General features: G+C 45.1%; 18 protein-coding genes. 9 read left to right on the top strand and 9 right to left on the bottom strand.

The features are described 5' to 3' along the window. The 5 genes from AC58QC_RS02135 to AC58QC_RS02115 all read right to left on the bottom strand — a co-directional run bounded on the left by AC58QC_RS02135 (position 1) and on the right by AC58QC_RS02115 (position 5,062). On the bottom strand, positions 1–405 hold the full coding sequence (locus AC58QC_RS02135) for a phosphodiester glycosidase family protein (protein ID WP_497413559.1): 405 nt from the start codon (positions 403–405) through the stop codon (positions 1–3). Continuing rightward, complete coding sequence (locus AC58QC_RS02130; RefSeq protein ID WP_497413558.1) at positions 399–1,034, bottom strand: peptide-methionine (S)-S-oxide reductase MsrA; 636 nt, start codon at positions 1,032–1,034, stop codon at positions 399–401. The genes AC58QC_RS02135 and AC58QC_RS02130 overlap by 7 nt, the downstream gene beginning before the upstream one ends. A 263-nt stretch (positions 1,035–1,297) precedes the next feature. Continuing rightward, complete coding sequence (locus AC58QC_RS02125) at positions 1,298–2,401, bottom strand: GerAB/ArcD/ProY family transporter (RefSeq protein ID WP_497413557.1); 1,104 nt, start codon at positions 2,399–2,401, stop codon at positions 1,298–1,300. A 17-nt stretch (positions 2,402–2,418) separates the two neighbouring features. Then, complete coding sequence (locus AC58QC_RS02120; RefSeq protein ID WP_497413556.1) at positions 2,419–3,570, bottom strand: Ger(x)C family spore germination protein; 1,152 nt, start codon at positions 3,568–3,570, stop codon at positions 2,419–2,421. A gap of 1 nt (position 3,571) precedes the next feature. Then, positions 3,572–5,062: a spore germination protein gene (locus tag AC58QC_RS02115; RefSeq protein ID WP_497413555.1), complete on the bottom strand. Its 1,491-nt coding sequence runs from the start codon at positions 5,060–5,062 to the stop codon at positions 3,572–3,574. Positions 5,063–5,520: 458 nt separating this feature from the next. Here AC58QC_RS02115 and poxB point away from each other — a divergent pair, with 458 nt between their 5' ends. Together poxB and AC58QC_RS02105 are read left to right on the top strand one after the other, a co-directional pair. Further along, positions 5,521–7,242, top strand: a complete 1,722-nt coding sequence (gene poxB / locus AC58QC_RS02110; RefSeq protein WP_497413554.1) for a ubiquinone-dependent pyruvate dehydrogenase — start codon at positions 5,521–5,523, stop codon at positions 7,240–7,242. A gap of 320 nt (positions 7,243–7,562) precedes the next feature. Then, positions 7,563–7,808, top strand: a complete 246-nt coding sequence (locus AC58QC_RS02105) for a hypothetical protein (protein ID WP_497413553.1) — start codon at positions 7,563–7,565, stop codon at positions 7,806–7,808. 179 nt (positions 7,809–7,987) lie between these two features. Here AC58QC_RS02105 and AC58QC_RS02100 read toward each other — a convergent pair whose 3' ends face one another. After that, on the bottom strand, positions 7,988–8,149 hold the full coding sequence (locus AC58QC_RS02100) for a hypothetical protein (RefSeq protein WP_497413552.1): 162 nt from the start codon (positions 8,147–8,149) through the stop codon (positions 7,988–7,990). A 358-nt stretch (positions 8,150–8,507) separates the two neighbouring features. Here AC58QC_RS02100 and AC58QC_RS02095 point away from each other — a divergent pair, with 358 nt between their 5' ends. Together AC58QC_RS02095 and AC58QC_RS02090 are read left to right on the top strand one after the other, a co-directional pair. Next, positions 8,508–8,660 (top strand): hypothetical protein, encoded by a 153-nt coding sequence (locus AC58QC_RS02095; RefSeq protein WP_497413551.1) that lies wholly within the window; start codon positions 8,508–8,510, stop codon positions 8,658–8,660. 65 nt (positions 8,661–8,725) lie between these two features. Further along, positions 8,726–9,268 carry a hypothetical protein gene (locus AC58QC_RS02090; protein WP_497413550.1) on the top strand — a complete coding sequence of 181 codons (543 nt, stop codon included), beginning with the start codon at positions 8,726–8,728 and terminating at the stop codon, positions 9,266–9,268. A gap of 237 nt (positions 9,269–9,505) precedes the next feature. On the opposite strand, the gene AC58QC_RS02085 is transcribed toward AC58QC_RS02090, so the two are convergent. Next, entirely contained in the window at positions 9,506–10,078 is a 573-nt protein-coding gene (locus tag AC58QC_RS02085; RefSeq protein WP_497413549.1) for a TetR/AcrR family transcriptional regulator, read from the bottom strand. Between the two features lie 251 nt (positions 10,079–10,329). Between AC58QC_RS02085 and AC58QC_RS02080 the strand changes: the two genes are divergently transcribed. The 3 genes from AC58QC_RS02080 to AC58QC_RS02070 all read left to right on the top strand — a co-directional run bounded on the left by AC58QC_RS02080 (position 10,330) and on the right by AC58QC_RS02070 (position 13,590). After that, on the top strand, positions 10,330–11,502 hold the full coding sequence (locus AC58QC_RS02080; RefSeq protein ID WP_497413548.1) for an MFS transporter: 1,173 nt from the start codon (positions 10,330–10,332) through the stop codon (positions 11,500–11,502). A 34-nt stretch (positions 11,503–11,536) separates the two neighbouring features. Further along, positions 11,537–11,968: a Fe-S cluster assembly sulfur transfer protein SufU gene (gene sufU / locus AC58QC_RS02075; protein ID WP_497413547.1), complete on the top strand. Its 432-nt coding sequence runs from the start codon at positions 11,537–11,539 to the stop codon at positions 11,966–11,968. A gap of 689 nt (positions 11,969–12,657) precedes the next feature. After that, entirely contained in the window at positions 12,658–13,590 is a 933-nt protein-coding gene (locus AC58QC_RS02070) for a D-2-hydroxyacid dehydrogenase (RefSeq protein WP_497413546.1), read from the top strand. Between the two features lie 306 nt (positions 13,591–13,896). Here AC58QC_RS02070 and AC58QC_RS02065 read toward each other — a convergent pair whose 3' ends face one another. Further along, positions 13,897–14,820 carry a response regulator gene (locus AC58QC_RS02065; protein WP_497413545.1) on the bottom strand — a complete coding sequence of 308 codons (924 nt, stop codon included), beginning with the start codon at positions 14,818–14,820 and terminating at the stop codon, positions 13,897–13,899. 4 nt (positions 14,821–14,824) lie between these two features. Continuing rightward, entirely contained in the window at positions 14,825–16,096 is a 1,272-nt protein-coding gene (locus AC58QC_RS02060; RefSeq protein WP_497413544.1) for a sensor histidine kinase, read from the bottom strand. Between the two features lie 211 nt (positions 16,097–16,307). Between AC58QC_RS02060 and AC58QC_RS02055 the strand changes: the two genes are divergently transcribed. Next, positions 16,308–17,573, top strand: a complete 1,266-nt coding sequence (locus tag AC58QC_RS02055) for a cation:dicarboxylate symporter family transporter (protein WP_497413543.1) — start codon at positions 16,308–16,310, stop codon at positions 17,571–17,573. Between the two features lie 24 nt (positions 17,574–17,597). After that, positions 17,598–19,022, top strand: coding sequence for an aspartate ammonia-lyase (gene aspA, locus AC58QC_RS02050; protein ID WP_497413542.1), 1,425 nt, complete (start codon positions 17,598–17,600; stop codon positions 19,020–19,022). The last annotated feature ends 155 nt before the right edge of the window (positions 19,023–19,177 follow it).

The following is a 19,177-nucleotide window of genomic DNA, read 5'->3' as shown; positions in this document are numbered from 1 at the left end:
TTACTCATTCTTATGATTATGTTCCGCAAGGTAACCTGGATTATCATAAGCACCACCCGGATCAATGTGTGTCACACCTTCCCAAATGTTCGGCACTTCAACCTGATCAGGATGTTCAAAAATAAGGAGACCTGATGGCAGTCTTCTTTCACCATAGCGGCTCGATGGGTGGGTGATAAGATCACCCCCGACTACCATTTCAGAGGAAGCACCACCGTCTAGGAAACCGGCATTGATGCATTCTTCTTTCAGCAAAAGATCCTGAACATCTTTTAGTGAAGCTCCAATGCTCTTGGTTTGACGACCGTCAATAACGACAATGACAATGACACCATCTGCGCGTTGATCGATAGCTGTCCGCGGGTTAAGGCCAAAAAAGGCAACCACGGGGCTGCCTTTTACCATTTTATCCGCTTGATTAATTGAATGATTTCTTCTTGTTCCTCTCTGCTAATCTGCCAAGTGCGGATCTCAGTTACTATTTTCTCCAAATTGGTATAACCTTTGGCTAATCCATTTAAGCGTGCAGCTAAGGTCGCGTTCGTCAGTTCTTCATCGGTTGGAAAGAGGGTTCTCAGCTTGTCTATCGCATCTGGAAACCGTTTCAAATAATATTTCTGATGTCTATCCTCGGCAGGATAAAAACCGGTATAAGGAGCAACCTCGGAGTCCAATATTTCATTTCCTTGTTCCTCGCTGTATTGCATGACTTCTCGAATTACACGTTGCTGTATCGGGTCGCGATATAATACCAAAGATCTGTACTGCCGACCTTTGTAATCATTGATATTTACAGGTTTATGGGAGCTCCAGAATACATCTAGAATGGACTCCAAATTCACGATGCTTGAATCGTAATCTACTTCGACTGTCTCCGTGTGATCTCCAATAAGTCGGTAAGTCGGATTATCTGTAGTTCCTCCAGCAAAGCCTACTCGCGTTCTCGAGACACCTGTTAGTTGTCCAAACAAAGCGTCAGGGCTCCAGAAGCAACCCATACCAACTGTTATCGTTTGGTAGTCGCTATGACTCATCTCGGTCACCTCCATAATGATCATATCATGCTTCGCACTTCAGGGTAGCGTAGAACCTCCCTTATAAAATAACTTTAAAAAGGAGGCGGTTATATGGCAAAACATTTTGCCGGATAAGACTCGACTTATGTAGAGCCTTTATCAACGTTATTTTTAGGATACTTGTGAGGCTAACGAACAAGGAGTAATTTTGCGAATAAATTGCTTGTGTTGATTGCAAAAGATGACAGGTATCGGTCTTGAAAGAAAAGCAAAAGCCCCCGTCAAGGGGCTTTTGGCTGTTCGGATCGTATCATCCGATTTCGGGCGCTACCGATCATCCATAGCAGTAGCGGGATACCGACTAGGAAAATCGGGAAGGCGAGATCGTTCCAGAAGAGGGGGAGAGTCACTTGGGATTCGTCTACGTTTCTTGGGTACAGGGCGACGGCGAAGACGAGAATGCCGATGATCCAAAGCATGTTCCGCCATTTCTGGACATGAAACAATTGAGCCGTTCCATAGCTCGTCATGAATATGTATAGGCATACTTTGATGAAAATGCTGAAGCTCGTACCGACGACCAGCAAAATATCGAGGTTTTGAATAAATTCCATAAAGGAAATGTATTGACTGACGGTATATACGGGGTATTGCAGTTTGGCAGGAACGGTGTTGCCCAGCATCATCAACACGTCGGCGACGCCGTTCAAAAGGATGAACCCGGCGATTCCAACCCCCCACAAAGCGGAGGGTAGCGCCTTCCTTTTATCCGCAAGAAAGGCGACCAGCATTACGATCATAAACGATTCGCTCATGAAAGAAGCCGCTGGTACGCTCCCTTTTAATACCTGCATCCAGCCCGCGGTGGGCATAAGCGGAAGCAGACGCTCGGGGTGTAAATCTTTAATACTTAGGAACCTAAACAATAGGATGTTAAAGACGAGAATAGGTCCGATGACTTCGCTGCAACGTCCGACGATATGGATGCCTCCGTGCACCGCGTATATAATGACTAACAACATGAACAGGACGATAACCCATAAAGGAGTCGCCGAGAACAAGGCTAAATGAACGAAATCCGCATATTGGCGCAGGATGATGCCTGCTACGGCAATCCACAGAAGCAGGTACGCGAAGATGATCGTCTTGCCCAACCATTTGCCTAAAATTTTCGGGACGTATTCGATGAACGTTTCTTCTGGATAGAGAAGGCTTAGCTTGGTCGCGATATAGGTAACCAGTAAGGACACCACACCAGCCAAAAGCAATGCCATCGGTGCGCCTTGTTTGGCTTCATTGAACGTCGGGCCGATCGTTAACATTAAAGTCATACCAATCTCCATTGAAAACAATAGCCAAAACAATTGATATTTCGTCAGCTTCATTTCAAGCTCCTTACGGTTTATTCTTTGTGGGGAGTCTGCCCATGGAGTCCAATTCTTCTGATCTTCACGTCCGAACGAACGGTAATTTTTGCATCAGAAAAGGCTTGCTCCCATCGGGAATTCAAATCTGCCCACTCTCCGGGATGCTGTCGATTGATCGATTGTCCGAAATGGAACACATCGACTTTGAACTGCTTTTGCGCTTTTTGAATCACGTTCAAAGTGGCTGTCTCGACATGGCGGTTCAACTCGGCTTCATATTTTCGCAGATGATCGATATTTCGAGGATCTAATGTCGTATTGCTCTCCAGAACGCTGGCATTGCCTTTCAATTCGACGTCAATTTCCACTCGGCCGCCTTCGACTTTGGTCTGCACCTTGCATCCCGGTTGTTTGATAGTGACGCTGAACGCTCCTTTTCCGTTCGACATGGACGTCGTGATCTGTAAGGTTTCCGTTTCACCAACTACCCATAACCGATAAGCGGATTCCAACCGATCATAATAGCCGGCCAATTGCTGCTTACGGTTAAGAATCGCGCGACCGTAAATATGAAACGTTTTTTTTCGGAGTTTCGCATCATTTTGGATTTCGACGGCAGGAAGTGTTGAACCGCTTCCTTCAACGTTTTGCTCTACTAATAATTCCAATAACGAATTGCCGGTTTGCTTGCCGATAATTCGCCTTAATTTTGAAAGGGCAATAACGGGCATATTCTCGAGCGGATAGGACATTTGCATAAACTCGAGGGCGGTCCCCCCTTTCACGACCCAAATATCCGATTTGAGCCGGCTGTCGGGATCCCGGGTCGTCGAGTCTATTAGGTTCGAGATGCCGTCCTTCGCCATCACTTCTCCTAAGTAGATGTTGTGGCGATGCCCACGGGTTATTCTTCGCGACAACTTGATCTGCAAGTCTACGAGGCAGTCAGACACAGTCTTTCCGATCCCAGTCTCGATAAAGTATGTTTTTTTCTCTCCGCCGCTTGCTTCTCCGGATTTCGTCGGAATCATGAATTGTCCGATCAACAATAATTTTCCGTCCTCGAGCCAATCGACACCGGAACCCAACTCGAATGCTCGATCGTTCAATTCGCGGCGATCCCAGCATCCGGTTAACAAAAGCAGGATAAGGATGGCCGCCAGCAAGCCAGGTCGTTTGCTTCGCATATTACCTCCGTGTAGGCCTTCTGATAATCGAGAACTTAAATGAAATCATTTTCCGCCAGGGAGCGCGAATGATAACGTCCTTGATTTGGTCCGGTTGGAATGGTGCGATAGGAGTTAAATAAGGGACACCGAACGACTCCAACTTGGCCATGTGGATCAAGATGAGAATCGCCCCCATGGCGATTCCGAACAAGCCAAGTGCTCCCGAAATAAGAAGAAGCGGAAACCGAAGAATGCGGAACGCGATGCTCATGTTGTAACGGGGGATGGCAAAGGACGCGATCCCGGTTATCGAGACGATAATGACCATCGGCGCAGACACGATTCCCGCCTGGACCGCGGCTTCCCCGATGACCAGGGCGCCGACGATGCTTACAGCGGACCCGACGGCTTTCGGCAGGCGTACTCCCGCTTCGCGCAAGCCTTCGAACATAAACTCCATCAAAAAGGCTTCGATGACGCCCGGAAACGGAACGCCTTCGCGAGCCGACGTGATGCTCAGTAAAAAGTTCGTCGGAAGCAGCTGCGGATGGAAAGTTGTAATCGCTACATACATGGAAGGCAGGAACAAGGACATGGAGAACAGAATAAACCGGGTCCACTTAACCAGTGTGGCATATAGAAACCGCTCGTAATAATCCTCGACGGCTTGAAATGCCGTCCAGAACGTCATCGGAACGAGCAGGGCTTGAGGCGAGCCGTCAGTCAAAATCGCGACCTTCCCTTCCATCAGGTTGGCCGACACGATATCGGGGCGCTCGGTATTCATGACTTGAGGGAAAGGGCTGAATGATTTGTCTTCAATGAATTCTTCGATATATCCGGAATCCAGCACAATATCCATTCGAATGCCGGACATCCGTTGTTTGACGAGCTCGACTAAGTCCGAACGCGCTTGTCCCTCCACGTAAGCGATGACGACTTTCGTCTTGGAAAACGTACCGAGAACAACAGGTTCAAGCTTTAGTTTTGGCGTTTGAATTCTTCGGCGAATGAGACTCGTATTGGTTTGAAGTGTCTCGGTAAAGCTCTCTCTGGGCCCACGAATGGCCACCTCGGAGGCCGGCTCTTCGACTCCCCGGTGCTCCCAGCCGGACGTTTCCAAAAGAATCGCTTCCGGTTCACCATCGACGAATACAGCAAGGAATGCTCCCAAGATTGATTCGGTGATTTCCTGCAACCGGCTTTCGTTTCGGATTGGCCGCACGACCGCAAAATGCTCTTTCAAGATCGGATAGTCGACCGTTTCTTTGTCGCCCGCGCCGGTTTTCTCCACTAGCCATGATTGAAACAATGGCGATTTGAATACGTTCTTATCGATCATTCCGTCGACGTAGACCATGAGAATTGCACATTCGTCCGACAAATCGACACGTTGAAAGACGATGTCGAAACAATGCTCGAATATTTGCCGAAGCAACACTTCATTCTCGGCCAAGTCGGCGCTGATCGTTTCCCGGGGATAGGAAACGGGACTCCGCGAGGATATCAAGATCATTCATCTCCCGAACTTTTTCCTTTATTATCCTTTGGATGGCTCTTTTTTATGCAAGAAGAGAGAAATACGGAAATGTGAACCGTTTAGTCCAAGGCCGCGATCGTGGGATTCGTGCAAATTCGTCCTGAGCATAAAAATGGAAGCGTCTTGTCAAACTAATTTCAATTAGCGACAACTTTATTGTAAATAATTGAGCTAAAACGAGAGGGTACCCGTTACATTGGCTCGACACAAATTCAACAAAATATTAGGTTTATGGAAAACCGCAAAACGGCTGCCGCGTAGCAGCCGTTATTTCGTTATCGGGCAGCATATCTATAATAAGGAATGAAATTACCGAAATGTGACTACTTAATTTAAGATTAAAGCCCAACAAACCCGAATCGTAGTGAAATCAAGAATATACTGCTCATATTATGGCAAAATAATAAAAACAATAAGGAGAGATTCCCTTGAAAAGAACGATAGCTGATTCCATCGTGGAATCCCTTCTGAACGCCGGCGTGAAGCGAATTTACGGCATTATCGGCGATTCGCTTAATGCCTTGCTCGATGCGATCCGTCGTTCCGGAAAAATAGAATGGATCCATGTCCGCCACGAAGAGGTTGCAGCGTTTGCGGCTGGCGCGGATGCCACCCTCAGCGGAGGAATCGCCGTTTGTGCGGGTAGCAGCGGACCTGGTAATTTACATCTCATTAACGGATTATACGATTGCCATCGAAACCGGGTGCCAGTACTTGCGATTGCCGCTCATATTCCGAGCAGTGAAATTGGCAGCGGCTTTTTTCAAGAGACTCGTCCGGACATGTTGTTTCAGGAATGCAGCTTCTTTTGTGAAGTCGTAACCGGACCGAGGCAAATACCTCGAGCGGTTACGATGGCGATGCAAACCGCGACGGCAAGGTCTGGAGTGTCTGTCTTAGTTCTTCCTGGTGATGTAGCCGCTTTCGAATACGACGAAAGCCCGGTTCCAGAACGCGTCATCCATTTAACCCAGCCAATTGTCTGCCCTTCTACAGACGAATTGAAGACGCTTGCCGACTACTTAGACAAAGGCAAGAGGATCACCTTGCTGTGCGGTGCTGGCTGCTCGGGAGCTCATGCTTCGCTCATGAAGCTGTGCGAGAAACTCCAATCCCCGATGGTCATAGCGCTGCGAGGAAAAGAATATCTGGAATATGACAACCCGTATTCCGTCGGATTAACCGGCCTCATCGGATATTCATCAGGATACCACGCTATGATGGAATGCGATGTCTTACTCATGCTGGGTACCGATTTTCCATACCGGCAATTTTATCCGCAAGAAGCGACCATCCTTCAGGTTGATTTGGATTCCTCCCGACTAGGCCGGCGAACGCCGCTCGCATACGGGGTGTGCGGAGACGTAAAGACGACGGTCGACATGCTGTTACCCCTTTTAATGGAACCGCACTCCCCTGATCACCTGCAGCACTTTGCAGCACATTATGCCAAAGTCCGCGAGGAACTGGACAACCTTGCAGCTCCTGGTCGAGCTCCTATTCATCCGCAATTCCTGATGAAGGTAATCAGCGATCTCGCAGATGAGGATGCCGTTTTGACTTGCGATGTTGGGACGCCGACTGTGTGGGCTGCCCGATACTTGAGCATGAATGGAAAAAGAAGGCTACTTGGCTCGTTTAACCACGGGACAATGGCGAACGCCATGCCCCAGGCGATTGGGGCGCAGGTTGCGCAACCGGGACGCCAGGTCATATCGCTGTCTGGGGACGGGGGACTCACTATGCTGCTCGGAGATCTATTGACCCTTCGTCAGCATAAGCTCCCGATCAAGATCGTTGTCTTTAATAATGGCGCGCTTGGATTCGTGGAATTAGAAATGAAAGCAGCTGGCTTTTTAGAATTCGGAACGGAACTCGACAATCCAAACTTTGCGGCACTTGCTCAAGCCATGGGAATCGAAGGAATTCGCGTCGAGGATCCGAATGACTTGGAAAGCGCCGTTCGCCGAGCCCTCGAACACAGCGGTCCGGTAGTGCTGGATGTCGTAGTCAATCGTCAGGAGCTGGCGATGCCGCCGAAAATCAACCTCGAGCAGGCTCGCGGATTTACGATGTGGATGCTGAAAGCCGTTTTGAACGGGCAAGGCAACGAAGTCATCGAACTGGCGAAAACCAATCTCCTTCGGTAATAAATAGGAGTACTTGGACTCCTACAACTGACTGGTCACACTGCCTAAGTCGCAAGTTTAAAATAGCCCCCATCTGATTGCCAGATGAGGGCTATTACGCTTACGTTAATACAAAAAGAATTACAGCCGGTTACATCGCAATTATCTCTAGTATGTATCGAAATTTATTCGATTTGGTGCCTATGTCCGATTAATGAGGTAGAGAACTTTGAGCAATCGGCAGCTCTTTAAACTACGGGCAGAATATCGGAGCAGGGATTGAAACTTTCACTTTCGAAAAACGCACAAAATTGTAAGAATTTTCAAAGGCAGGTGAATAAGTGAGCATAGAATTTGATGAATTACAGATGGAGATTTCAAGACAACTTGAAAATGTATATGCCTCTTTACCAGAAATTATTGAAAAAGCAAAGCAAGACACAACTGTTATAAATCATGACATGGCTATTGCTGTAAGTGGTATTCAGTCCAGTGCGCTTGTTCTCCTAAAAGTCATGTTTCAATACGATAAATCCATTAATAACCGCTTAGGAATATTAGAAAAGCAAATAAACAACGGAGCATGATAGTTGATTCACTAACGGAGAACTATAGCTCAATAAACATCAGGAGAAGGCGCCGAAATCATTGATCGGCAGCCTTCTCAGCTAACGGGCAGCATACTTACAATAAGTGTGACGCCAAATTATGGAGAAGCTAATTGGCGCGTTTGAATACTGAAATTCATGATTAACGAATATCCCCGTTAATTAAATAAATACGCAAAAGCTACAATCGCTACTGAAGCATTGAAAAAGAAATCTAACAATTTCCAAGTGCTCACTGAACTTACGGCTCTATAAGCAGAAATAACAAAAATGATGAGCACCGCAATTTGAATCAAGAAATGGGAGATATAGACATGCACGGTGATCTCCTCCTTATATCAAATGTTATAAGGCAGTCTATTCAAGTTGGTTTAAATATGTTTGTACGGGCTTTTACTAGTATTAAGTAATTTGAGGATGGTTTCTATGAAAGAGGTAATCGCTGGCCGGATATCCGTTATAGCTAACTGGAATTGTTATTTAAATAAGTTCATGGAGCAGACGCCATTGCGGCAGCTGGTCCATTTCTCATTAAGTTAAAGGCAGAAGAACGTGGTGATAGCTTGTGTTAAAGCTACCACTTTTTTTAGCTGTTTGGGAGTGATACACAACTATCAATGCCTTTGAAGGGAGAACGATAGCTTCACAATGACAAGTTTAAAAGGAGTTGTGTATTTTATGCAAAAAGCAATAATTGTTAGTTACTTGACCGAGAAAAAGAATAATTTAGAGGAACTAAATGAATTGTTAACTCAGGGATGGAAAGTAGTTAGTCAAAGTTCTATGGGAGGCGGAGGAATTAATACGGTCTATTCCCTCGTAAGTAGTTGAGTTAATATGGAAACGGGACTAAAGTTACTACATACATGAATAACAATTACTTCTGGAGGATTTTAGTGAGGAAGGTAGCTTATTTTTGCTTCATGTTTGTACTTTTAATATTTTTAGTTGCTTGTGAGAAAGTAGTTCATACCAAAAAAAATGTAGATTGTAACTCTGTTGAGCCGCCAAATACTTTAAACTCTACAGTTCCAGTGTGGGAAATAAGACCCAATATGCTGCTTTACGAAGCCAAGCAGAACAAACCGTTATCTATTGTTTCTTATGAGGTAATTTTAAAAAATCTTGGTACGGAGGCGGCAAGAAACATACATGTATACATCGGAAACCAACTGTTTGGTTGGGAACGTATGAACTTTGATTCTAAATCAGAATTGGCATGTTCAGAATTACAGACTAATCAATTCAATATTTGGGTATGGTCACATGGTAGGGACACTCACCTTGACCCGTCATGGCGCTCTACGATGGAACAAACTGCACAGTTGCGTTTCGTGTGGGAGGACTCCAAAGGATGGCATCAGGTTCAAGGACATTTGCCAAATCAGTATTACAGCCAAAGTTTCATGGCAAAGGATTTAAGCCCTTTATCCGAATAGTGTAAACAATAAGCCGTTAGTTCAAAAGTCTGCCACCAGAAATGGGTTGCACAAGGGTTTGAAGTCATATTCGAACAAACTTGAAATTACTTGGCTAGACTGTAAGCCAATACAAATCGGTGAAACGGAAGCCTCGGGGGAATTACTCCGAGGCTTATTCAATTGCCTCTAACATGCGGCAACCGTGTTGAACTATTCCGGTTACAGGGCGGACCGAGCCTATAGACTCACCACTTCTTAGGCGCTAGTGAGCTGGGCTTGAATCAATATCATCGCCGCGTCATAAAAATTGTTGCTATCATATTCAGGTTTGCGGATATAGGTATCCGCGATAGCACCACTGTACAGCATTTCCAACTGAGCTGCCAATGCTTCAGGATTTCTGGCCCCAGCTTTGCGTGCAATTTGTGCGATCACACCTTCTTTTTCGATGCGGCACTTCAAAGCCGCCTGGTGTCCGGGATGCATGGTATCGGGGAACTCAAGCAGCGTATTCGTAAAGGGACATCCACGAAAATTTGGTTTCCTTATGCCCTCCGACAACCTGTTAACTAAGTGATATAACTGTTTGACAGGCTCATCCGGGTACTGCTTTTTGGTTTCTTCGAGCCTAGTTAGCATTCGATGATGACGAAGTTCCAGAAATGTCACTACAAGGTCATCCTTTGTTGCAAAGTTTCGGTAAAAGCTGGCTTTGGCAACCCCGGACTCAGCAATAATCCGATCTATTCCTACAGCACGTATTCCTTCGGAGTAAAATAATTCGGAGGCAACTTGTAAAATCCGTTCTTTAGCGGATTCTTTTTGCATGTTAGCAACCTTCTCCCTCTTAGTTTTATTTTCTAGAGTGTTGACACGGAACAGATCTGTCTGTATCATGTGAACATGAGTGATACAGACCTGTCTCTTTCATTCTAATGAAGAGTTCAGAGGCTGTCAATTTTTGAATCTAATATCGATTGGTGGGGAAACTATACAAAAGATCTTTAAGGTAGGAAAAAGAAGAAGAATCACTTATCTTATGATTCTTAATTCATATTACTTTTACAAGGAGAACTGATATGAAAAGAATGCTTTGGGTTGTTCTTATGATGTCCTGCGGAGCGACTTATATTTCATCGTTGTTCCCTGTATATGGGAAGAATTATCAAATGAGCAGCCTGGAAATCACTATTTTGTTTGCTGTTTATGCTGCTATCTTATTTCCGACTCTGCTGATCGTGGGAGCCAAAGGGAGCTCCTGGGGTTTGAAGAGGGTGCTTCGAATAAGTATATGGATTTCTATCGCGTCGACACTGCTCTTTATCGCGAGCCAAAACGTCTGGATGCTCTATGCAGCAAGGATATTGGAAGGCATCGCATATGGCGCCTTTACAGGTACAGCTACTGCTTTTTTATTAAAACAAACCTCACCCAATAAAATGGGTACTGCACTCAAGTTCTCAGGCGTAGCTGTAAATTTTGGTTTCGGCATGGGCCCGGCCATATCCGGTTTAGTCGTGCAATATGTGCATATTCAGCCACTTCGGATGCCATTTTGGTTTTTACTCTTCATGCTATTGAGTTCCTTGGTAATGCTGGAAATGTTACCGAAGCTCGAAGATGCACAGAAACCGGCAAGTGCTAAGATTTCGCTCGGTGTTCCCGACAATATTCGTTTCCATTTCTGGTCATTTATCGGACTTCCGCCGTTTACAATGTTCATGTTAGGCGGAATTGTGTTATCTTTGATTCCATCTTTCGTAAGAAACGTCATTCACTCTTCCAATCTCTCTACAGCAGGATTGTTAATGTTCATGCTGTTAGGCGTGGCTGCCTTGATGCCGTTATTTCCTTGGGTGCAAAATCCCGTTGCACGGATGCGCATAGGCATCGTATTTCTGGCGATTGGGCCGTGGATCATTGTCTCATCGGGACAGACAGGGAATCTATTCTTGCTCTGTGCTGGCATGCTCATTCAAGGAATCGGTGCCGGATGGACGTTTCAAGCTTCTTTAAGGTTTGCCGGTCAGTTGCCGAAACCGGAAGAACGTCCGCGAGTTATTTCTGCATTTTATTTATGCGCTTATGCTGGATTCATTATTCCTCCTATCGGAGTCGGCGTTTTAACACAGTTCTTTAGTTTGAACTTCTCATTGGTTCTGTTAAATTCTTTTGCTGCTCTGGTCGTTATCTATATTTTGATTTATTCAGTCAAATTTAAAAAATATTATACAAAACTTACATCACAATAAGTGGACTTATCTTATACAAAGGAGTGCTTCGGTCATGCAATTGGATGATTTATACCGCAGAGTGATTATTGATCATTATAAAAATCCACGCAATCGCGGGCAACTCGATCCCGAAGCGGCGGTGACGATCAACCTCAATAACCCAACCTGCGGCGATAAAATTTCGCTTCAAATGCAAATTGAGGACAACGTTGTTAGGAACGTGAAATATTTTGGCGAAGGCTGCTCGATCAGCCTGTCCTCCGCTTCGATGATGACAGATGCCATCAAAGGCAGGACGCTTCAAGAAGCGCTCAAAACGGCTGAGAACTTTTCAAGCCTTATGAAAGGCGAGCACCCAGTGTTTGAATACGAGGAAATCGAAGCATTGTCTGGCGTCACCAAATTCCCAGCCAGAATCAAATGCGCAACCCTTGCCTGGAACGCACTGCGCAAAGGGGTGGAGCAGATACAAAAGAACGGATAAGAGGCGCGTATTTTGACTTGAAACAAAGAATGAATTTAACACTGAATCGGAATTTGACTGAACATGAGAACCAATTGCTACGGGGGCGAAAAAGCGGCATATGGATTCCACAATTGAATTAACGAGGAACAAGAGCTCAAAGGATGTTGACTGCCTCGCATTCATTACCTTCATGACATTAGGTATTCGTATTGCGCTTAATCAGAACGATAGTTAAAATAGGCTGACAACCGCGGCAACTTTCTTTATGAGTCAATCAGATCTTAAACTTTGGTTCAATATATGTAACGACATTGAAATCTTATTTTCATGTGACATTAATGATTCAAGCTTATAATAAAAGTCGACCCCCCTTTAAAATATAAAACTTAGACCCGCAGCCCGACGCTGTGGGTCTCTTTTTGCTATTGAACTATGGGCAGGAACAGGGAGAAACGCTTGAAGAAGCTGACCTTTTAATAGTGTCAGGTCAGGAATCAAATTAGTTGGAGGATATGAACCTTTTACAAAAGTAAACATCACTAACGAACTCTATTTTCCACTTTCACCTCACTACCTTTGAAAAAGTCCTTTAAGTAACTAACGAACTTTATTTTCATGAATCAATCAATTAAAAAAGCGAACCTACCGTGGTACAATAGGTTACTATACTATCGCAGTGTTTTTAGGATTCTGAGGGGGCATGACTGATGGATATTAAAAAAATTATAGTGACCGGACGGATGTACAAAGACCTAGAGAAGCTAGCCTTGCTGGATACTAAGAGGGAGTATATGTTTCTTCCAGAGGCGGAGGTAAGCCCGAATCACTTCGAATGGGCTGATGGTTATGTGGCATTTAAACCGACGGAGTCGTTTCATTTCGGTAGGTTGCAGTGGGTTCATGCGCTTGGAGCTGGCGTTGATGCATTCTTATTTAATCGTGAATGGAAAAAGGATGTATTATTAACACGGACTGTCGGCAGCTTTGGACGAAAAATAGGTGAATATTGCTTAAGTTATATTCTTGCCGATGTACAGCGTCATGAAAATTTTCAACAGTATCAGACCGAACGACGATGGCTGCCTTCACAGCAGAAGCTTCTGCAGCAGCTGAACATCGTCATTTTTGGTACTGGAACGATTGGCGAGGAAGTGGCAAGGATGCTTAGAACATTCGGTGTAACCGTATACGGAGTATCTCGCAGCGGCGCATCGAACAGTCATTTTAATAGGGTTCTTCCGATTACCGAGGTGCACGCGTTGTTAACACAGGCCGACTGGGTTATTAACACGCTCCCATTAACACCATCCACCGAACGATTATTCGAAATGCGCTTACTTTCCTGCATGCACGGTGCAGGCTTTATTAATGTGGGCCGGGGAGCTTCGGTGGATGAAAACGCACTGATTGAGGCAATTGAACGAGGTCAGGTGCGCAGAGCTGTACTTGATGTATTTATAGAAGAACCTCTGCCCGCACAATCGCCGATGTGGGATCATCCGAACGTAGTCATTACCCCGCATATTTCTGCCGTTACCGGGCTGGATGAAGCGATGGACGGCTTGCTCGCAGTGCTAAGAGAAATTGATATCGGACAAGAACGAATTAGCCATTCGGTAGACGTAAACAGAGGATATTAGATCAGATTATTCGGAGGCGATTAGTAATCACTTGTTAGGATGAACTAAGGAACAACGCCAGCAAGCTCTTGACCGAGGTGTATATCAGTATTACCTGCACCTGCTAGCCACAATTATTCTGCTGATACTGGCTGTAATTGGAAGAGTGCGTCAAGTGAGAATGTATAATTAATCTCTTATATTAAAAGGTTGCGTTCGTTACATTAACCAGAGAACGATAGTGAAGGAGCATGCAGTGATGCAGCTCCTTCTTTTCATTAAAGTAACGGGCAGCATCCCTTGTTATAAATTTCAATGTGATTTTCATCAACTCATTAACTTTTTTGATTCTAAATAAAGGACCTGAATAAACTTTTTTGTGTTTTGCCGGATTAAGCCGAGAGCAGAAGGGTCATCATTTTCTAGTACTTTCATTTTTTTTCGGATATCACTCAGGTCAAAAAACTTTGTAGAGTACTGTTCAAACTTGGGATTCGAATAATCGATCAATCCAAGGGATGACAAGTGGGTTAGTGCTTGATTTACGGCTCGTCGCACCCGTTGTTCGGCCGCTTTGATCTCTTTTTTCAAGTCGATAGTCGAAGCGGAGGGGCCTAATTTTTTCAAGGCAATTTGATGGTATATTTCATGAAGCTGCGGAAAGCCCTGTTCTTGTGAGTGATCGGCCTCATAACGGTATAAATAATCAAGCATCTCCAGCAAGTCTTTACTGCCGGCTTCCCCAATCAGTCCCAGATCTGATAACATATAGTTTCCACATGTAATGATATTTTTTTCAATGGAAGAAGGCTCTTTCACCGTTAATTCGCCGCTGAAGCCGACAGCACGGAGAGATTTTTGAATATTTCGAAAGGATTGGTGGATGAGCAGCAATTCAGAAACCTTTCTAATAACGGCAATAACTTCCAAACGGTTTATGGGCTTGGTGATATAATATTCAATTCCGCAGGCATACGCCTGGATGATCATTTCCTTCGACTCCACTTGGGAAATCATAATGATTTTCCCTTCAAAGCTCCCGGATAGTTTGCGAACGGTCTCAATGCCGTCACGAACGGGCATTAGTAAATCGATAAGCATGATGTCTACTTGCTTGAGTTCGAGCAAAGTAATATCAACATGCGCCCCGTCAGGAGCTTCGCCTACCACACTTCCTAAATCCTCATCTTCGATAATTTGTTCCAGCATGGAACGGATAGCCGGATCGTCATCGATAATAAAAAAACGCATTGCGCTACTCTTCCTTTCCTATTTGGCTAATCGGCAATGTGATGGTGAAAACAGTACCTGCGCCTTCGGTGTTGTCTTGAACCTTTACGTTTCCAAGCAAACGCTCTGTTTCCTGTTTCACATAAACCAGACCGATTCCCGTTGACGGATTACCAGCTTTATCGAACTTGCTCGTATAGCCGGGCATGAAGATTTTCTCTCGATACTTCGGCGCAATACCTGGGCCATTATCGGCGACACTGAATACAATAACATCTTTTTCTCGTTTAACCCATATTCGGATAATGCCCTGTTCCTCAAACGATTCTACAGCATTAACAACTAAGTTATTGAACAAAGACAAAACTGTATACACATGACATAAAGGAAAGTTTCCTTCGGTTTGCAGCGTGAATTCGATCTTCTTACCAAGTGACTGGGCATATTTCTGATTGGAGCGCAGAACGATATCGGCCAATTCTTCCACCGGCATATAATCGCTGTCGTGCGAAATCAGGCTGGATAGACCCGCATATATCCGTTGATTGTCCTTTTTTATCTCATGAACCTCACCGGCGATCCGGAGAGCTTTTTGTGCTAGATCTTCATGAAATACATGCTGTAAATCAGTTAACGATCGATACAGTTCGTAGCTGTCACGGGCGATATTTTCTGCGTTATGCATCGTTTTCTTCAATTGAATGGTTTCCTCGTAAAGCTCAGAAATAAAGATGAGCATCTTCTCGTTTTCTTTACGCTTCTGATCTTCGGCTGCTTTCGACTGCCTCAATTTGACCAAATTGAAAAAACCAAGAACGAAAAAACTTCGAAAAAATGCTATGAGAACAATCTGATTCCAGGTTGCAAAAGTGGCCGTTTGCTCTGTTGCCGAATAACGCAGCAAAAGCTCTACCAACGTCGCGGCGATTTCACAAGCCACACCAAGTGCTCCAACCAGAAGTGGTCGGTGATGACGACGGTTCATTCGAACTGCCGCGAAGGCAATCGCATAAGTCAAATAGTAAAAGAATGCCGGAAAATGATGCTGAAAAGCGGCTCCCCAGTTCCAATGCGGTTCGAGTGCCAACTCAAGCCCCGTGCGAAAGATCGTAACCGAGCTGCCGACAAGTAATCCAGAGATAAGCGGCGAGGGATAACGGATCCAGAGTAGGAATAGAAAAAAGGCAGGTGTGCCCAAACTTACACGAAAATCAGTTTGAAACGGGTGAAAATTCAATTCGCCCGCGATCGGAACCGAAATGACCATTAGTATTAATAGAAGCCATTTTTCTTTCAATGCAGTTTTCCAGCCTCCTTTCTTAACATACTCCTTCATTATTCCAAAAACCAGATGAATAATTCGACGAAGGATGGACCAAAGAATTTTTTCTCACTATGTAGATTCATATAGATTGATGTAGATTCCCCATACAATAAACTCATTCAAGACATTTTAAATTTATATGCAAAAGAAAGCGCTTTACATTTTTGGGAAAAGGGGAATTATTATGAAAAAATTTGGCTTGGCTTTTCAAATCTTGCTTGGACTACTATTAGGAGTTATCGTCGGGGCCATTTTTTATGGGAACCCAACTATCGAAAGTTACTTGAAGCCAGCGGGAGACATTTTCATTCGTTTGATTAAAATGATCGTCGTTCCCATTGTCGTTTCCTCTCTCATTGTCGGAGTAGCGGGAGTAGGAGATATTAAAAAGCTAGGAAGACTTGGCGGGAAAACGCTTCTATATTTTGAAATCGTGACGACGATTGCTATTATTTTCGGCCTGGTCATTGCGAATATCTTTCAGCCTGGAGCTGGAATCAATATGGCTGGACTAGCTAAATCGGATATTACGAAATATGTTGAAGCGACCGAAAAGGTGACCAGTCACAGCTTCGCCGACACATTTGTCAATATTGTTCCCAAAAACATTTTCGAATCATTAGTAGCCGGTGACATGCTGGCCATCATTTTCTTCTCTGTATTATTTGGTTTGGGCGTTGCCGCGATTGGTGACAAAGGAAAGCCGGTTTTATCATTTTTTCAGGGCGTTGCCGATTCGATGTTCTGGGTGACGAACCAAATTATGAAATTTGCGCCAATCGGTGTATTCGGATTGATTGGCATAACCGTTTCCAAATTCGGTGTCGGTTCTTTGATTCCTTTGGGGAAATTGGTGCTTGCCGTGTACGTCGGTATGTTCCTATTTGTAGTTATCGTGCTTGGTTTGATTGCGAAGCTTTGCGGTACCAGCCTATTGGCGATTATTCGCATATTAAAAGATGAACTCATTCTGGCTTTCTCAACAGCAAGCTCCGAAACAGCACTTCCTAAGATGATGGAAAAGATGGAGAAGTTCGGCGTACCAAAAGCAATCACGTCATTTGTCGTCCCTATTGGATATTCGTTTAATTTGGACGGGTCCACGTTATATCAAGCGATAGCCGCATTATTTATTGCACAAATGTATGGGATCCATATGCCGATTAGCTCTCAAATCATGCTGGTGCTTGTCTTGATGCTCACTTCAAAGGGAATTGCTGGCGTGCCAGGCGCTTCGTTTGTCGTCCTGCTTGCCACACTCGGAACTGTCGGGATTCCGCTCGAAGGTCTAGCTTTTATCGCAGGTATTGATCGTATTCTGGATATGGCCCGGACAGTAGTCAATGTTATCGGCAATTCTATGGCCGCGGTGGTCATGGCGAAATGGGAAGGCCAGTACGACAAGAACAAAGGAAAGAAATATTTAGAGTCCGTCAAGCAGGCTGCGTAAGACAATACCGAGGGGGAAACAACCATGACAACAGCTGGACAAAGAGTGGAAAAAGATTTTCTTGGCTCTAAGGAAGTGCCGTCCGATGCCTATTATGGCATTCAAACACTGCGTGCAGTAGAAAATTTCCCAATTACCGGCTACCGTATTCACGAAGAATTGATACGTGCGATGGCGACCGTTAAACATGCGGCTGCTGCAGCGAACATGGAAATTAGGCAGTTGAATCCACAGATTGGGCAGGCAGTTGTGCAAGCGGCACAGGAAATTATGGACGGTAAATGGCATGATCAATTTATCGTCGATCCAATACAAGGCGGAGCAGGTACGTCCATCAACATGAATGCCAATGAGGTCATCGCCAACCGGGCGATCGAGATTCTCGGGGGAATTAAAGGCGATTATTTTAAAGTAAGTCCCAATTCGCATGTGAATATGGCCCAATCGACCAACGATGCTTTTCCGACGGCGATTCATATTGCAACACTTTCATTAATTGAGAAGCTGCTAGTGACGATGGAGGAGATGCTCACCGCATTTCGTAAAAAAGCCGTGCAATTCGACGGGGTTATCAAAATGGGGCGGACGCATCTTCAGGATGGCGTGCCGATCCGACTCGGGCAGGAATTTGAGGCCTACAGCAGAGTACTCGAGCGCGATATAAAGAGGATCAAGCAAACCCGCGGCCATCTGTACGAAGTCAACATGGGGGCAACAGCCGTCGGAACCGGCCTGAATGCCGATCCCCGCTACATTAAGAGGGTTGTGGAATTGCTCGCTGAGCTCAGCGGGCTGCCGCTTACCAATGCTGATCACCTGGTGGACGCAACTCAAAATACAGATGCCTATACCGAAGTGTCAGCAGCATTGAAAGTTTGCATGATCAACATGTCTAAGATTGCAAATGACTTACGATTGCTCGCCTCCGGACCGCGTACTGGGCTCGGGGAGCTAAATCTGCCTGCACGGCAACCCGGTTCGTCGATTATGCCAGGCAAGGTCAATCCGGTCATGGCTGAGGTCGTCAATCAGGTAGCGTTCCAGGTTATCGGGAATGACCATACGATTTGTCTTGCCTCCGAAGCGGGGCAGCTCGAGCTTAATGTGATGGAGCCTGTGCTTGTGTTCAATTTGCTTCAATCGCTCAGTATGATGAATCAAGCCTTCAAAGTTTTCCGTATACATTGTTTGGAAGATATCGAAGCAAACGTAGAGCGCTGCAAAGAGTATGTGGAGAAAAGTGTTGGGGTCATTACCGCGCTCAACCCGCATCTGGGCTATGAAGTCGTAGCAAGGATCGCGCGTGAAGCTATTCTAACGGGGCGTCCAGTTCGGGAGCTATGCCTTTTATATAATGTCTTAACGGAAGAGGAGCTCCAAATTATTCTCGATCCTTATGAAATGACGAACCCAGGTATCGCAGGATCGGAGCTATTGGGCAGGAACTAAAAAGGAACAGTACTTATATGATATTTCGGCTTCAAATGTCGGATATTAATGTAGTAGTGAACAGTATCGGTGCAGCGGGCATCGCACTTCTCTTAGCGTGGATTAGCCGTGACTACTTATGACTCGGACTGAAAAGAGCAGCAATGTTTGGATAA

It is taken from the genome of Paenibacillus sp. J22P51 (assembly GCF_059692215.1).
The sequence above is the reverse complement of the archived record's forward strand: the minus strand, read 5'-3'. Positions and strand labels throughout refer to the sequence as shown.

Excerpts from the sequence above, each read along its gene's own strand:
- AC58QC_RS02125 (WP_497413557.1), bottom strand. The coding sequence starts at position 2,401 with ATGAAGCTGACGAAATATCAATTGTTTTGGCTATTGTTTTCAATGGAG.
- AC58QC_RS02095 (WP_497413551.1), top strand. The coding sequence starts at position 8,508 with ATGCAAAAAGCAATAATTGTTAGTTACTTGACCGAGAAAAAGAATAAT.
- AC58QC_RS02065 (WP_497413545.1), bottom strand. The coding sequence starts at position 14,820 with ATGCGTTTTTTTATTATCGATGACGATCCGGCTATCCGTTCCATGCTG.
- sufU (WP_497413547.1), top strand. The coding sequence starts at position 11,537 with ATGCAATTGGATGATTTATACCGCAGAGTGATTATTGATCATTATAAA.
- aspA (WP_497413542.1), top strand. The coding sequence starts at position 17,598 with ATGACAACAGCTGGACAAAGAGTGGAAAAAGATTTTCTTGGCTCTAAG.
- AC58QC_RS02130 (WP_497413558.1), bottom strand. The coding sequence starts at position 1,034 with ATGAGTCATAGCGACTACCAAACGATAACAGTTGGTATGGGTTGCTTC.
- AC58QC_RS02120 (WP_497413556.1), bottom strand. The coding sequence starts at position 3,570 with ATGCGAAGCAAACGACCTGGCTTGCTGGCGGCCATCCTTATCCTGCTT.
- AC58QC_RS02070 (WP_497413546.1), top strand. The coding sequence starts at position 12,658 with ATGGATATTAAAAAAATTATAGTGACCGGACGGATGTACAAAGACCTA.
- AC58QC_RS02080 (WP_497413548.1), top strand. The coding sequence starts at position 10,330 with ATGAAAAGAATGCTTTGGGTTGTTCTTATGATGTCCTGCGGAGCGACT.
- AC58QC_RS02135 (WP_497413559.1), bottom strand. The coding sequence starts at position 405 with ATGGTAAAAGGCAGCCCCGTGGTTGCCTTTTTTGGCCTTAACCCGCGG.
- AC58QC_RS02085 (WP_497413549.1), bottom strand. The coding sequence starts at position 10,078 with ATGCAAAAAGAATCCGCTAAAGAACGGATTTTACAAGTTGCCTCCGAA.
- AC58QC_RS02055 (WP_497413543.1), top strand. The coding sequence starts at position 16,308 with ATGAAAAAATTTGGCTTGGCTTTTCAAATCTTGCTTGGACTACTATTA.